General features: G+C 64.1%; 12 protein-coding genes. All 12 read right to left on the reverse strand.

Annotated elements, in window-relative coordinates:
- Positions 1–73 precede the first annotated feature (73 nt).
- The gene (locus ACQP2U_RS37660; RefSeq protein WP_433711918.1) at positions 74–3,580 is read right to left on the reverse strand and encodes a DNA-directed RNA polymerase subunit beta; all 3,507 of its coding nucleotides are present in this window, start codon (positions 3,578–3,580) and stop codon (positions 74–76) included.
- Between the two features lie 422 nt (positions 3,581–4,002).
- Complete coding sequence (locus ACQP2U_RS37665; protein WP_433711919.1) at positions 4,003–4,713, reverse strand: hypothetical protein; 711 nt, start codon at positions 4,711–4,713, stop codon at positions 4,003–4,005.
- A gap of 11 nt (positions 4,714–4,724) precedes the next feature.
- Positions 4,725–5,432: a hypothetical protein gene (locus ACQP2U_RS37670; RefSeq protein ID WP_433711920.1), complete on the reverse strand. Its 708-nt coding sequence runs from the start codon at positions 5,430–5,432 to the stop codon at positions 4,725–4,727.
- 130 nt (positions 5,433–5,562) lie between these two features.
- On the reverse strand, positions 5,563–6,804 hold the full coding sequence (locus ACQP2U_RS37675) for an MCE family protein (RefSeq protein ID WP_433711921.1): 1,242 nt from the start codon (positions 6,802–6,804) through the stop codon (positions 5,563–5,565).
- Positions 6,801–8,015, reverse strand: coding sequence for an MCE family protein (locus ACQP2U_RS37680; protein WP_433711922.1), 1,215 nt, complete (start codon positions 8,013–8,015; stop codon positions 6,801–6,803). Before ACQP2U_RS37680 ends, ACQP2U_RS37675 begins: the two co-directional genes overlap by 4 nt.
- A gap of 98 nt (positions 8,016–8,113) precedes the next feature.
- On the reverse strand, positions 8,114–9,388 hold the full coding sequence (locus tag ACQP2U_RS37685; RefSeq protein WP_433711924.1) for an MCE family protein: 1,275 nt from the start codon (positions 9,386–9,388) through the stop codon (positions 8,114–8,116).
- Position 9,389: 1 nt separating this feature from the next.
- Complete coding sequence (locus tag ACQP2U_RS37690) at positions 9,390–10,400, reverse strand: MCE family protein (RefSeq protein WP_433711925.1); 1,011 nt, start codon at positions 10,398–10,400, stop codon at positions 9,390–9,392.
- Complete coding sequence (locus tag ACQP2U_RS37695) at positions 10,400–11,467, reverse strand: MCE family protein (protein ID WP_397040454.1); 1,068 nt, start codon at positions 11,465–11,467, stop codon at positions 10,400–10,402. Before ACQP2U_RS37695 ends, ACQP2U_RS37690 begins: the two co-directional genes overlap by 1 nt.
- Positions 11,468–11,475: 8 nt before the next feature.
- On the reverse strand, positions 11,476–12,828 hold the full coding sequence (locus ACQP2U_RS37700) for an MCE family protein (protein ID WP_433711926.1): 1,353 nt from the start codon (positions 12,826–12,828) through the stop codon (positions 11,476–11,478).
- 43 nt (positions 12,829–12,871) lie between these two features.
- The gene (locus ACQP2U_RS37705) at positions 12,872–13,636 is read right to left on the reverse strand and encodes an ABC transporter permease (RefSeq protein ID WP_433716716.1); all 765 of its coding nucleotides are present in this window, start codon (positions 13,634–13,636) and stop codon (positions 12,872–12,874) included.
- Between the two features lie 105 nt (positions 13,637–13,741).
- Positions 13,742–14,449, reverse strand: coding sequence for an MlaE family ABC transporter permease (locus ACQP2U_RS37710; protein WP_397040457.1), 708 nt, complete (start codon positions 14,447–14,449; stop codon positions 13,742–13,744).
- A gap of 98 nt (positions 14,450–14,547) precedes the next feature.
- A complete protein-coding gene (locus ACQP2U_RS37715; protein ID WP_433711927.1) occupies positions 14,548–15,624 on the reverse strand; it encodes an ABC transporter ATP-binding protein in 1,077 nt (358 codons plus the stop codon).
- Positions 15,625–15,754: the final 130 nt, after the last annotated feature.

Genomic DNA, 15,754 nt, shown 5'->3' on the forward strand with positions numbered 1-15,754 from the left:
AGCAAAAAGTTCACTAGTTGGTCGAGCGCGGAGGCCGGATGTCGTCGGCGTGCACGACATCCGGCCCTACCGCCTAGTTCGCCAGATCGTCGACGGTCGCGGCTTCGTTCCTGGACAGGTTGATGCCCAGGTTCGCGGCCGCGCGCTCCAGATCCTCATCATCGCCGTCGCGCATCTCGATCGCCGCGCCGTCGGAAGACAGCACCTCGACGTTGAGGCACAGCGACTGGAGCTCCTTGAGGAGCACCTTGAACGACTCCGGAATGCCCGGCTCCGGAATGTTCTCGCCCTTGACGATCGCCTCGTACACCTTCACGCGACCGACCACGTCGTCGGATTTGATGGTGAGCAGTTCCTGCAGCGTGTAGGCGGCACCGTAGGCCTGCATGGCCCAGCACTCCATCTCACCGAAGCGCTGACCACCGAACTGGGCCTTACCACCGAGCGGCTGCTGGGTGATCATCGAGTACGGACCGGTCGAACGGGCGTGGATCTTGTCGTCGACCAGGTGATGCAGCTTCAGGATGTACATGTAGCCGACGGCCACCGGGTACGGGAAGGGCTCACCGGAACGTCCGTCGAACAGCGTCGACTTGCCGTTGTCGTCGACCATGCGCTCACCGTCGCGGTTGGGCAGGGTCGAGGCGAGCAGACCGGTCAGCTCCTCTTCACGAGCACCGTCGAACACCGGGGTGGCGATGTTGGACTCGGCCGGAGCCGCCAGCATCTCTTCCGGCAGTGCCTTGGCCCAGTCCGGACGGGAACCGTCCGCACCGGCGCCGACGTCCCAGCCCGCCTTGCCGATCCACCCGAGGTGGGTCTCCAAGATCTGGCCGATGTTCATACGACGCGGCACACCGTGGGTGTTCAGGATGATGTCCACCGGGGTGCCGTCGGGCATGAACGGCATGTCCTCGGTCGGGAGGATCTTGCCGATGACACCCTTGTTGCCGTGACGGCCGGCCAGCTTGTCGCCGTCCTGGATCTTGCGCTTCTGCGCCACGTATACCCGGACCAGCTCGTTGACGCCCGGAGGCAGATCATCGTCGTCCTCCCGCGAGAACACGCGGATGCCGATGACCTTGCCGGACTCACCGTGCGGCACCTTCAGCGAGGTGTCGCGCACTTCGCGCGCCTTCTCACCGAAGATCGCCCGCAGCAACCGCTCTTCCGGGGTCAGCTCGGTCTCACCCTTCGGGGTGACCTTGCCGACCAGGATGTCGCCGTCGCGAACCTCGGCGCCGATGCGCACGATGCCGCGCTCGTCCAGGTCCGCGAGGACCTCGTCGGAGACGTTCGGGATGTCCCGGGTGATCTCCTCGGCACCGAGCTTGGTGTCGCGGGCGTCGATTTCATGCTCCTCGATGTGGATCGAGGTGAGCACGTCCTCTTCCACGAGGCGCTGCGACAGGATGATCGCGTCCTCGTAGTTGTGGCCCTCCCACGGCATGATCGCCACGAGCAGGTTCTTGCCGAGCGCCATCTCACCGTTCTCGGTGCAGGGACCATCGGCGAGTACCTGGCCGGACTCGACGCGCTGACCCTCGTCGACGATCGGCCGCTGGTTCGCACAGGTGCCCTGGTTCGAGCGGGCGAACTTGCGCATCCGGTAGCTCTTGCGGGTGCCGTCATCGGCCATCACAGTGACGTAATCGGCCGAAACCTCTTCGACCACACCGGACTTCTCGTTCACCACGACGTCACCGGCGTCGACCGCGGCGCGCAGCTCCATACCGGTACCCACGATCGGGGCTTCGGAACGGATCAGCGGCACGGCCTGGCGCTGCATGTTCGCACCCATGAGGGCACGGTTGGCGTCGTCGTGCTCGAGGAACGGAATCATCGCGGTCGCGACCGACACCATCTGGCGCGGCGAGACATCCATGTAGTCGACCTCGGAGGCGGGGACGAGTTCGTTCTCGTCGTTGCCCCGGCGGCAGAGCACGCGCTCCTCGATGAAGCGGCCGTCGGCGTCGACCGGCGAATTGGCCTGCGCACGGACGTGGCGGTCCTCTTCGTCGGCGGTGAGGTACTTGACCTCATCGGTGACCACGCCGTCGACCACCTTGCGGTACGGCGTCTCGATGAAGCCGAACGGGTTGACCCGCGCGTACACCGACAGCGAACCGATCAGGCCGATGTTCGGGCCTTCCGGGGTCTCGATCGGGCACATGCGGCCGTAGTGCGAGGTGTGCACGTCGCGGACTTCCAGACCGGCGCGCTCACGGGACAGACCACCCGGGCCGAGCGCCGAGAGGCGACGCTTGTGGGTCAGGCCCGACAGCGGGTTGTTCTGGTCCATGAACTGCGACAGCTGCGAGGTCCCGAAGAACTCCTTGATCGCGGCAACCACGGGACGGATGTTGATCAGGGTCTGCGGCGTGATGGCCTCGACGTCCTGGGTGGTCATCCGCTCACGGACCACGCGCTCCATGCGAGAAAGGCCGACCCGGATCTGGTTCTGGATCAGCTCACCAACGGTGCGCAGGCGACGGTTGCCGAAGTGGTCGATATCGTCGACCTCGACCGGCACCTCTTCGCCGCCCGGCGCGGTCATCGCCCGATCACCGGAGTGCAGACGCACCAGGTACTCGATCGTGGTGACGATGTCTTCCTTGGTGAGCACCGATGCGGTGATCGGCTCGCCGAGGTGGATGCCGAGCTTCTTGTTGATCTTGTAGCGACCGACGCGCGCCAGGTCGTAGCGCTTCTCCTTGAAGAACAGGTTCTCCAGCAGGGTCTGCGCGGACTCCTTGGTCGGCGGCTCACCCGGACGCAGCTTGCGGTAGATGTCCAGCAGCGCCTCGTCCTGACCGGCGGTGTTGTCCTTCTCCAGGGTCGACATCATGATCTCGGAGAAGCCGAAGCGCTCGACGATCTCCTCGGTGGTCCAACCCAGTGCCTTCAGCAGCACGGTGACCGGCTGACGGCGCTTGCGGTCGATGCGCACACCGACGGTGTCGCGCTTGTCGACATCGAACTCCAGCCACGCGCCACGCGACGGAATGACCCGCACACTGTGCAGATCCTTCTCGGTGCCCTTGTCGACCGAGTGATCGAAGTACACACCCGGCGAACGCACCAGCTGCGAAACGACGACGCGCTCGGTGCCGTTGATGATGAACGTGCCCTTATCGGTCATCATCGGGAAATCACCCATGAAGACCGTCTGGCTCTTGATCTCACCGGTGTTGTTGTTGATGAACTCAGCGGTCACGAACAACGGCGCCGCGTAGGTCATGTCCTTGTCTTTGCACTCGTCGATGGAGGCCTTGACCTCCTCGAAACGAGGATCGGAGAAAGAAAGCGACATCGACCCGGAGAAGTCCTCGATCGGCGAGAGCTCCTCGAGCACCTCCTCCAGACCGCCCGTTAGTCCGCCGTCGCCGCGAGCCGCGGCTTTTTCACGCCACGAGGGCGAGCCGATCAACCATGCAAATGAGTCGGTCTGTAGATCGAGAAGTCCGGGCACCTCCAAGGGTTCACGGATCTTCGCGAAAGACACCCGCAACGGGGCTCCGGGGATTCCGGCAACTGCCTTGGTCTGGGTGGAGACTGCCAAGATGCGTCCTTCCAGCACCTCACGCGCGTCGCGTGGTGGTCCGCGACCGTCGCTTGTCTGCTACGAATTCCGCTGGATACAACCCGCACGAAACCCGAACAGGCAACAACGGAAGTAACACCGGAAGGTGGAACTTACGTGTGCAAATTGAGGTATGGACAGGAGGCAGCCAGCGCAACGTCCAACCGTACACCCATACGCAAGGTGGTGTCAAAGTACCACCCGAACCAGCCGCCGCGTGGCGGCACGCCGCGACCGTTATGACCGTGTGCCATACCCGAATCGCTGGCTGCGCCGGGTAGCCACGGGGCCCATGAAGCCACTGTGACAGCTGCCGCTGTTGTGAATAGCGTGACGTGTCCGGCGAAACTCGTCAAGTGGCGGGAGCGACCCGGCGATCGACCAGATCCCCTGCCCCACTGGGCTTATGCCAGGTGAAATCACTGATCGACGATGGCCGCGGCCAGCCACTTGCCGTCGACCTTCTGCATTTTCAGCACGATCGGGCCGGACGCGCTCTGCTGGGCGACACCGTTCTTGTTCGCGCTGACCACGAAGTTCACGAGCAACTCGGCCCGATCCTCGGTGAGCAACGTCACCCCGATCGGGTCGGGGAGGGCATCGGCGCTGGTCTGCGCCTGTTTCAGAGCGGCGAGATTGGTATCGGCGTACTTGTCGAAGTCCGCCAGCATCTGCCCGGTGACGACCCCGTGCACCGCGTCCTTGTAGCCGTCGAGCTTGTTCACGTCGTAGGCGTAGATGGTCTTCAACGCGTGGGAGGCGGCCGCGGTCACCTCTTCGGTGGCCTTGCTGTCCACATAGGCCTCGTTGGAATCGTCGATGCCGGGACGGAAGGCCGCGACGGTTGCGAACGCGCCGAGCAGCACGGCCACGACCAGCAGCCCCGCGACCACGCCCCACCCCGCGCGCGGACGCAGTCGCTGCGACCACGGCCGCGACGGTTCGGCAGACCGCGGATCCGGCCGGACCGATTCCGCGGTACCGGCGACCTTCGCACGGCGCTTGGTGGTCGCTTCCTCGGCCGAGCGGGTGCCGCGACGTGCGGTAGCGGACCCGGTATTCGTCGTGGTACGGCCAACGGTGGGACGGTTACGGGGAGTGACCCGATTGACTGGTCGACGAGATGCCATGACGGGTTCTCCTACGATCCGGGCTTGGGCGTAGCGCCCTCGGACGGCGTCGCACCGGGCTGCCCGGCAGTCGGCTGATTCAGGGGGACGGGCTGACTCAATGGACTCGCCTTCTCGGCCTTCCACACCTCACCCTGCTCGACCAGATCAAGGGTCCAGGTCTGACGGTAGGAGTACGGCGCGACATCCGGGGCGGTCCGGGTGGTCTGCAGCACGATGAGCGCGGAGGCGTGGTCGCGCTCGGAGTTCAGCGCGGTCAGCGAGGAGCCGATGACCTTGGATTCCAGCCTGGTCTTGGCCTGTTTGGCCTGCTCACGGAACTGATCCTGGGTCTTGGTGGCGTCGTCGAGCAGCGATCCGGTCATCGACGACTGGATCAGCTTGATCGAACCGTCGACATCATTGGGATCCAGCGACATCAGATTGATCGCGGCCTGCCTGGCATCGGCGAGCGCGGTATCGCGGGCCTCGACGCGTGGACCGTCGGTGAAGAACGCCGCGCGCACCCAGCCGGTGCCGAACCAGAGCGCGGCGATCAACGCGACGACCAGCGCGGCCGCCGCGACCATGGTGACCGCGAGCCGTCCGCGGGGCGCGTCCCCGGCCGCCACCGTCGGGCGTACGGGATCCGATGCCGTCGCGTCATGCGCTGCGGCATCAGCTTCCGTGGAATCGGAGCCGGTCACCGCCGGCGTTTCCTTGGACATGTCGATGCTCACGACCCTACCTCGCTAGCGCTCGGCACGGTCGTGCCCATCATGGGCGCAGTGTTCTTGGTTCGTTCGCTTCGCTCACTCACGGCCAGACACCCTAACTTCTATTACTGCGGGGTAGCCGCATAGGTCCTGCTCACCGCTTGGGCGTGACCCCCAACAGGGTGGCCATCTGCACGGCGATCGGGTTCAGATTCAGCTTCTCGGGATCGGTCTTGGGATTGGAATCCCACGGCTGCACAATGCTCGGATCCGCCAGATCGGCGCGCATTCCGCCGCGCACCGCGGTTGGATTACCGAACGGCACAGTGCATTTCGCGTCCTTGTTGAACGGGAATTCGTCGCGGGTGTCGTCGAAGTCCGGATTCTCCCGCTTCATCTGGTCGAGGATGGCCTTGGTGCCCTCGTAGCCCTGGGTGCAGGCGGGCGGATTGTTCGTCTCGAGCACCAGACCGAAGTGGCTGGTGCCGTCGCCGGGCGCGGTGGACGATGCGCCGATGGACAACTGCGGCAGCATCTGCAGCAGCGGGCGCAGGGCGTAGAACTTCGGCGAGATGGACAGCAGCAGCTGACGCAGGTTGGTCAGATCCTCGGTGAGGGCGCCGCCGCTCTCGTTCAGCAGCGCGGTGATCTGCTCGCCCGCATCGGTGCCGGTGCCGATGAGACGCCGGATATCCGGATCGCTGGAGCGCAGCTGGGCGGTGAGTTCGTCGAGACCCTGGCTGAACTGCCGGATGTATCCGGACTGCTCGGCCTGGGTGCCCAGTGCGATGCGACCGTCGCGGATCAGCTGGATCGTCTGCGGCAGGGTTTCGTTGAACGTCGCGGTGAACTTGTTCAACGAATCGATGAAGACCTTGAGGTCGTCGCCCTTGCCGTCGAATGCCTTGCCGAGTTCGGTAACAGTGGTGTGGAGCGCGGTGAGATCGACCGAGCGGGTGAAGGTGTCCACGCTCGTCACCAGCTGCTCAACCGAAATCGGTGTCGTCGCCGTTGGGATCACCGAACCGTCACGCAGATACGGGCCGTGGTCGGCATCGGGCTGGAGATCGACGTACTGCTCACCGATGGCCGAGCGATTGGCGATCACCGCCTTGGCCGAGTCCGGAACCTTCGGCGCGCTCGAATCGAGCACCAGGTCTATAGCCACACCCGAATCGGTCAGTTCGAGACTGCCGACCCGGCCGACCGGAACGCCGCGGTAGGTGACCTCGGCACCCTTGTAGATGCCGCCGGTCTGCTTGGCGTCGACCCTCACCTTGTATTCGCCGATGCCGACCATGTGCTCGAGCCGAACATATTTGGCGCCGACATAAACCACGCCGAGCACCGCGATCAAGGCGAACGCGATCAGCTGGTAGCGCACCAGACGGCTCATCGCTGACCACCTCCGATCTGGTCGAGAATCGCCCCGAGCGGATCGGTCGGCAGCTGCGGCAGGCCGGCCGGGAAGCGAGGAATATTGGGCGGCAGCGGCAGCAGCGATACCGTCGGCCAACCCGGGCGCGGACCATTGCCGCCGTAGTAGGGGTTGGTCGGATTCACCGGCACCTCGGGACCGTAGGGCGGCGGGATGTAGACCGGATCCCCCTTGCCGACACCGAGATTGCTCAGCGTGACACCGATCTGCTGATCCACCGAGAGCCAGGTGTTCACCTGACCGCCGAAGGTGCCCTCCAGTGTCGAGTCCGGGAACGGATAGGTCGGCACCAGCGGCAGCGCGGTGATCAGATCGGGTGCGGCCTTGCCGAGTTCCTGCAGGGTCGGACGCAGCGAGGTCAGATCCTTGATCAGATCGTCCTTCGAGTGGTTCAACACATCGAAACCGGCCTGCCCCACCCGATCCAACTGCTGCAGCAGCGAAATCAGTTGCGGCCGTTGCTCATCCAGGATCTTGATGCCTCGTGGCAGCTCATCGATGATGTGGCTGATCTGATCGGTCTGGGTACTCACCCGATTGCTCAGTGTGGCGAGTCCGTCGATGGCCTTGGTGATGTCGTCGACCTGCTCGTTCAGCCCGCCGATCAGGATATTGGCCTGATCCAGCAGCGAACGCACTCGCTCCTCGCGCCCGCCCAGGGTCTTGTTCAACTCCGTGACGATCGGCTGTAACTGTGCGACGCCACCACCGTTGAGCAGCAACGACAGCGCACCGAGCACCTGCTCGACCTCGGTCGCGTGCCGGGTGTGATCAGCCGGGATGACCGCACCATTGGCGAGCTTTTTGCTATCGGGTTCCTCGGCGGGCTTGGAAAGCTCGATGAACTTCTCACCGAGCAGGTTCGACTGCCGCACCTCGGCCCGCGCATTGGCGGGCAGATCGACCGAGGAATTCACCAGCGCGCGCACGCTTGCGGTCCAGCCGTCCGGTGCCAGGGCGATCTTCTCGACGCGCCCGACCGGCACGCCCTCGACCTTGATCGCCGACTGCGGCACCAGATCGAGCACATCATCGAACCGGATATCGATGGTCAACGGATGGTCGCCGACATCGGCGCCACCGGGCAGCGGCACCGCGTAGATACCCTCGGATGAGCACGACGTCACCAGGACCGTGCTCATACCGACCACCAGCACGGCGCTGACCATTTCGAGCGACCTGCGACCAGTCGCTACGGCGACCCTTTCGAGCGACCTGCGTGCGGTCGTTACGGCGAGAGTACGTGCCGCGGAACGAATTCGCGTGTTCATCGCTGGCCACCTCCCTGCGAGGGCGGAAGTTGATCGGACGGGGTGCCGGGAACCGTGCCCGGCACCGGGTCACGCTGCTGGTTGTCATTGCTGAGGATGCCGAAGGGCAGGTTCAGCGTCGGCGTCTTCACGCCGGCGGTGATCTGGTCGGTGATCTCCTTGCAGTGCTCCAGAATCGGGCGCATCTGCTTGCCGATGGCCTCGAACTTCGGATCGCCCGGCATCAACTTGCTCAGATCCAGCATCTTGCACACCGCGCCGAACGGATCCTGCAGATCGGTGAGGTTGGCGCGCATATCGAGGGTGCCGGATTCGGCATTGTGGATATTGATCAGGTTGCTCAGCGCCAGCGGCAGCACCGGCAGTGCCGCGGCCAGATCATCGCGCTGCTTGGCCAGCGTCGCGGTGAGCGTGGTCAGGTCCTGGGCATTCTGCTGGACCAGATCCCGGTTCTCGTCGACGAATCGAGCGACATCACCGAGCGCGACCGAAAGCAGGTTCAACGCCGCACCGAGATCCTGGCGCTCCCCCGCGAGGAAGGTCGACAGATCCGCCAGCTGGGCATTGAATTGCCGCACCTGCTGGTCGTTCTGGGCCAGCATGGTGACGAAGGTCTGCAGATTCTTGACGGTGTCGAAGATATCGCCGCGGGCATCACCCAGGTACCGCGCCGCGCGCGAGAGCTGAGTGATGCTGTTGGCCAACGCCTCTCCGTTACCCGTCAGATTCGCGGCCGAGGTGCGGACCAGTTGATTCACCGCACCTTGGGCGTTGGCGCCGTTGGGGCCCAACGCATCCGAGAGTTCGGTGATGCTCTTGTACAGCTGATCGACCTCGACCGGAGTGACCGTGCGATCGCGCGGGATGGTCGCGTTGCGTGCCATTTTCGGTCCGCCGGTGTAGGCCGGGGTCAGCTGAATGTAGCGGTCGGAGACGATCGATGGCGTGATCTGCGCGGCCTTGGCCTCGGCGGGCACGTCGAAGCTGCGATCGACGCTCATCACCACCTTGACCTGCTCGCCTTGCGGTTCAACCGAATCAACCTTGCCCACCGGCACACCGAGGATGCGCACATCCGAACCCTCGTATATGCCGACGGAGCGGTCGAAGTACGCGGTGATCTTGGTCGTGGTCATCCGGTCGAAAAGCCACCAGAGGGCACCGGCCAGGACCAGCGCCGCGATTACGCCGATCACAATGGTCGCCTTGGTGCCGCGACGCGAGGTGCGCAGCGCGGTGAGCGGCTCCTTACGAGGCCAGTTCACCCCCATGTCAGTTACCTCCCATGGTGCGCACCGGCGGACGGTCGCCCGGAATCTCCGGCAGACCGGGCGGGAGCAGGTTCACGATCACCGCGTCGAACCAGCGACCGGTGCCGAGCACATTGGCGTAGAGGCCGTAGAACGGCGCCGCGAGTTCCAGCGTCTTGGAAATGTTCTGCTGGTTCTCGTTCAACAGATCGATGGCGGCGTCGAGGTTGGTCAATGCCGTACCCATCTGCTTTTCGTTATCGGCGACCAGCGCGCTCAGCTCGGCCGACACCGTCTTGGCACCGGTGAGCAGCTGCGCGATGGACTGCTGACGAATGTTCAACTCGGCCAACAATTGTCCGCCGTTGGCCAGCAGGCGCTCGAACTGCTGATTGCGGTCGGCGAGCACACCGGTGGTCTGCCTGGTCGCCGCGAACAGCTTCTTCAGTTCCTCATCGCGCTTGCCGAGGGTTTCCGAGAGCCGGGCGACACCGTCGATGGAGTTGCGGATCTCCGGCGGTGTGGTCTCGAACGCCTCCGAGAGCACCCGCATGCTGGTGGCCAGCTGCGCGGTGTCGATCCGATCGATTTGCTTGGCCGCATCGCTGAACGCGTCCACCACGTCGTACGGGGATACCGTGCGCGACAACGGAATCACCTTGCTCGGATCGGCGGGGTCGGAACCCTTCGGATCCAGTGCCAGATACTTCTGTCCGAGTACGGTCTTGATCTGAATGGAGGCGGTGGTCTCGTTGCCAATCCAGGCGTCCTGGGTGCGGAAGTCGACGAGCACTTTATTGCCGTCGAGCCGAACATCGGATACCGAACCGACCTTCACACCCGCGATGCGAACCTCATTGCCCTTCTTGAGGCCCGCCGCCTCGGAGAACTGCGCGGTGTACTTGGTGCCCGCGCCGATAATCGGCAACCTGTCCAGGAAGAATGCGGAGACCGTCACGAGCAGCACCATCGCGACGCCGAGCACACCCATGAACGCGGGGCTGCGCTTGCCGAGCAGGATCCGGTCGTCCATCAGTGACCACCCTTCCCCTGGCAGCGCGGCGCGGCATTGGTGTAGAGCGGCTGGTTGACCGTCGGCAGCCCGGCCGGGAGATTGAGCTGCGGCGCATCGACCGCGCCCGGTCCGACCACGATGTCGATACCGCACAGATAGAACTGGAACCAGGAGCCGTAACTGCCGGCTCGGCCGAGCTTTTCCATCTTGATCGGCAAATTCGTCAGCGACGTATTCACTTCGTCCTTGCGCTCGTCGATGGTGCCGGTGAGCTGGCTGAGCCCGGCGATCGAGCCCTGCAGCGTCGGGCGGGTCGGCACCAGCAGATCCGCGGTGGCCGAGGCCAGATTGCCGAGCGAGGTGACCGAGCTGCCGATGGTGTCGCGTTCGGCGGCCAGTCCGCTGACCAACGCCTCGGTATTGACGATCAGCTGATCGAACTGACCTTCACGCTCATTGACCGCATTGAGTACGGCCGTCAGATTCCGCACCAGATCACCGATGACCGCGTCCTTGTCGGCGATCTTGTTCGTCAGGTTCGCGGTGGTCGCCACCAGATCGTGGATGGTGCCCTGCTCACCCTGGAAGACCTGGATGATCTCGTAGGACAGCTTGTTCACGTCATCGGCGGTCAGCGTCTGGAACAGCGGCCGGAAACCGTTGAACAGGGTGGTCAGGTTCAGCGCGGGCCTGGTGTGCTCGAGCCCGATGGTCGCGCCCTTGTTGAGTTTGCGGCCCTGCTCCCCCGTGCCCTGTTCGAGCGCGATATAACGCTGGCCGACCAGGTTGCGGTACTTGATGGTCGCCGTCGTGGAGGCGGGCAGCCAATCGCGGTCGGTCAGTTCGAATCCGACCTCGGCCTGGCGCTTGTCCACGATCTTGACGCTGGTGACCTTGCCGACCCGGACACCGGCGATGCGCACCTCGTCACCTTTATTGAGCGAGGTGACATCGGAGAAGCGCGCCTTGAATGCGGTGCCGCCGCCGGTGTAGTTGGCGATCGAGAGCCCGAGGATCGTCGTCGCCAACAGCGTGACAACGACGAAGATGATGAGCTTGGTCAGCGGCCCGCCGAGGCCGCGCATCGTGTCCTTCATCGCACGCTCACCTCGCTGCCACGGAATGCGGGTGCACCGATCCGGGTGACCCAGCTGGGCACCTGATCGGGCGAAACACCGTTCGCCGCACCGTAGATCGCGCCGAGGGTCCGCTGTTCGGCCGGCGAACCGACCGTGGTCGGCACATTCGCGGCCGGGTACATGCCGAACTGCGGCGCCGACAGCTTGCCGCTGTCCTGGTCACCCGGATTGCGGCTCGGCACGGCGTAGGAACCGTCGTTGTTCGGTCCGCCGGTGTACTGACCGGGATCGGTGAAGACCGGGTATTCCGGCACACACCAAGGTCCGCGGGTGTCCAGCCACCGCGGCTCGTCCTGGTTGGGCAGGTACTTGCCGCGGGTGTTGGTCAGCTCGATGGTGACTCGCGAACCGGGACGCGGGGTGCCCATGCCCATGATCTGGTCGATGCGCGGCTTCATCTTGGCGAAGTTCGCCAGCGCACAGGCGTAGTTCGGCGAGTAGGTCGCCAGCTGTTCCAGCGCGGGCCGCGAATCGGCGGCCACATCGATGATGTTGTCGCGATTGGCGATCAGGAAGTCCGCGGTGGTGGCCGCGGTCGGGTTCAGCGTGGCCAGCAGTGTGTCGATCTGCGGGCGGCGCTGCACGATGGTCGCGTTGGTGGTGCGCAGGTTGTTGAACGCGTCGACCAGCTGCGGCAGCGCGTCGGAATAGGTGGCGGCCACATCGGCGAAGCTCACCAGATCCTGCTTCAGATCCGGCATGACTCCGTTGACCCCGCGGAAGATGTGATCCAACTTCTCCACCGACTCACCGAGCGCCACGCCTTGCCCCGACAGCGCTTGGGACAGTGCGCCGAGCGTCGAGGCGAGATCCTGCGGCGGAATCGCCTGCAGCAGCGGCAGCACATCGTCGAGCAGCTTGCTGATCTCGATGGCATTACCGCTGATGTCCTGATGCAGGGTCACGCCCTCGGTCAGATGCTGCGTACTCGGCTCGTCCGGAATGACCAGATCCACATACCGCTCACCGAACAGCGTTTTCGGCAGCAGCCGGGCCGTCGCATTGACCGGAATCTGCTCGGCTTTACCGGGATCGATCGCGAGGTCGAGGGTCACCTTGCCGCCCTCGGACCGGCTGGATCTGACCTCGCCGACATTGACGCCGCGCACCTTGACATCGGCATTGCGGGTCAACGCATTTCCCACACTGTCGGTGATCAATTGGACCTTTACGGTGTCGACGAACGCCTTGTTGTAGATCGCGACCGTTGTGACCAGGAATAGTGCGCAGACCACGAAGAATGCGATACCGAGCAGCCGGACACGCAATTTCTCGGTCGCGCGCCACATCTGCACGCTATTACTCATGACGGCACCTCACTGCCGCTTCGCATTTCGATGACGCGGGCGCTCATCCGGCAACCCGAACTGTCGTCGTGGTGCCCCAGATTGCGAGGCTCAAGAAGAAATCGAGCACATTCACGAGCACGATCGCCGCGCGCACCGCGCGACCCACCGCGACGCCGACACCGGCCGGTCCGCCGGTGGCATTGAAGCCGTAATAGCAATGCACCATGATGATTACGAATGCGAACACCAACACTTTGACGAATGAATACAAGACGTCTTCTGGTGGCAGGAAGAGACTGAAATAGTGGTCATAGGAACCACTGGATTGTCCGTTGAACCAGATGCTGATCATTCGCGACGCCAGGAATGTGCCGAGCAGCCCGACGATGTAGAGCGGGATGACCGCGAGGAAGCCCGCGATCACGCGGGTGGTGACCAGGAACGGAACACCCGGCACCGCCATCACCTCGAGCGCGTCGATCTCCTCGGAGATCCGCATCGCGCCGAGCTGGGCGGTGAAACCACAGCCCACCGTTGCCGATAGCGCGAGCGCGGCGACCAGCGGCGCGATCTCACGGGTATTGATATAGGCGGTGAGGAAGCCGGTCAGCACCGAACTGCCGAGCGCATCCAGGGCCTTGAAGCCCTGCAGGCCGACGACGACGCCGACCGAGCCGGACATGAACACGATGACGCCGATGGTGCCGCCGATGACGGCGAGCGCACCACTGCCGAAGGTCACCTCGGCGAGCAGCCGCATGACCTCCTTGCGGTAATGCACCGCGGTGCGCGGAATCCAGGCGATGGCCTTGGAATAGAACGCCATCTGATCGCCCGCGCGATCGATGACATTAACGGGCACACGTGCAATCTCACGGGCCCGGCGGGCGGATTTCGCCAACACCGGGGGACGGTACGAGGTGGCCACGGGTCAGGCGCCCTTGGCGGGGACGACCTGCAAATACACCAAGGTCAGGATCAAGTTCACAAAGAACAGAACCATGAAGGTGATAACCACGGATTGGTTCACCGCGTCTCCGACTCCTTTCGGGCCCCCTTTGGGATGCAACCCCTTGTACGCGGCGATCACGCCTGCGAGCAGACCGAATACCAAGGCCTTTATCTCGCCGATCCACAGGTCCGGCAGCTGGGCCAGTGCGGAGAACGAAGCGAGGTAGGCGCCGGGCGTACCGCCCTGCAGCCCGACGTTGAAGAAATAGCCGCCTGCGATGCCGACCACCGACACCAGACCGTTGAGCAGCAGCGCGACCAGCATCATGCCGAGCACGCGCGGCACGACCAGTCGCTGCACCGGGTCGATGCCGAGCACCTCCATCGCGTCGATCTCCTCACGGATGCTGCGCGCGCCGAGGTCGGCGGCGACCGCCGAGCCGGCCGCGCCCGCGATGATCAACGCGGTGACAACGGGAGCGGCCTGCTGGACGGTAGCCAGCACGCTGGTTGCGCCGGTAAAAGACTCGGCACCTAGTTGTTTGATCAAAGAGCCGGTCTGCAGCGCGACAACCGCACCGAACGGGATGGCGACCAGTGCGCTGGGCAAGATCGAGACACTCGCGATGAACCACGACTGCTCGACGAATTCGCGCAACTGGAAAGGCCGTTTGAACGTCTTGCGCATAACGTCGATGAGCAGCGCAAAGATGTTGCCGGCCTGGCCAAACCCCGACTCTACTGGAGTCCGCAATCGCGCCAGGGTGGAATTCACGATCGCAGATGTTACCCGTTAGTTGTGTTGTGGCGCACGGTAGTGTCGAACGACCCACCCTGGTATCCGCCCAGGTCCCCGTTCTGGTACGCCATCACCTGCGTGTCGTCGCTCTCCGCAAGTGACTCACGGATAGCCACCTGAGCCGCGTGCGGCAGGGTGTGCATGATTTCGCGGACGCGCGCCTGACGGCGAATCACGGCCTGGCGCACCGGCATACCGGGAGTCGCCCGCATCTGCGGGATGATGCCCTCGACCTCCTCGGCGCCACCGTGGTGGTGCCCGGCATCGACGAGGGCCTGCTCGCGCGCCATCTGCGCCTCGTCCTTCTCCTCGGACATGCCGATCGGACCGATCATGCGACCGTTGAGGAACTGCTTGACCACCGGCTCCTCCGAGGTCAACAAGACCTCGCGCGGACCGAACATCACCAACGAGCGACGGAACAACATCCCGATGTTGTCGGGCACCGTACGCGCCAGGTTGATGTTGTGGGTCACGATCAGGATCGTCGCGTCGATCTGAGCGTTGATGTCGATCAGCAACTGCGACAGGTAGGAGGTACGGACCGGGTCCAGACCGGAGTCGGGCTCGTCGACCAGGATGATCTGCGGGTCCAACACCAGCGCGCGGGCCAGACCGGCGCGCTTGCGCATACCACCGGAGATCTCACCCGGGAGCTTGCCCTCCGCGCCGAGCAGACCGGTCAGCTCGAGCTTCTCCATCACGATCTTCTTGATGTCGGATTCGGTCTTCTTGGTGTGCTCACGCAATGGGAACGCGACATTGTCGAACAGATTCATCGACCCGAACAGCGCACCATCCTGGAACAGCACACCGAAGAGCTTGCGGATTTCGTAGAGCTCCTTATTGGAGCAGGTGGTGATATCGGTGCCGTCGATGAAGATCGAACCGCGCTCCGGACGCAGCAGACCGATCAGCGACTTCAGAAAGACGGATTTACCGGTACCCGAGGGGCCGAGCAGCGCGCTGACCTCACCCGAAGGCAGCGTCAGTGAGACATCCTGCCAAATTCGCTGTGAACCAAAGGACTTGGTAACACCCTCGGTCCTGACCTCGACGCCCACGCCAACCTCCACAAATTCTCAGCGAGCCACCCACCGGCGAACCGCGCTATTCGGTATCACGGTGTGTCGCGTCACAGTGGGTGCGGTCACTGTATCCCATGAGCATGACGCGGGACACCCTAACCTGACC

This window comes from Nocardia sp. CA-084685, assembly GCF_050955785.1.
GTDB lineage: Bacteria > Actinomycetota > Actinomycetes > Mycobacteriales > Mycobacteriaceae > Nocardia.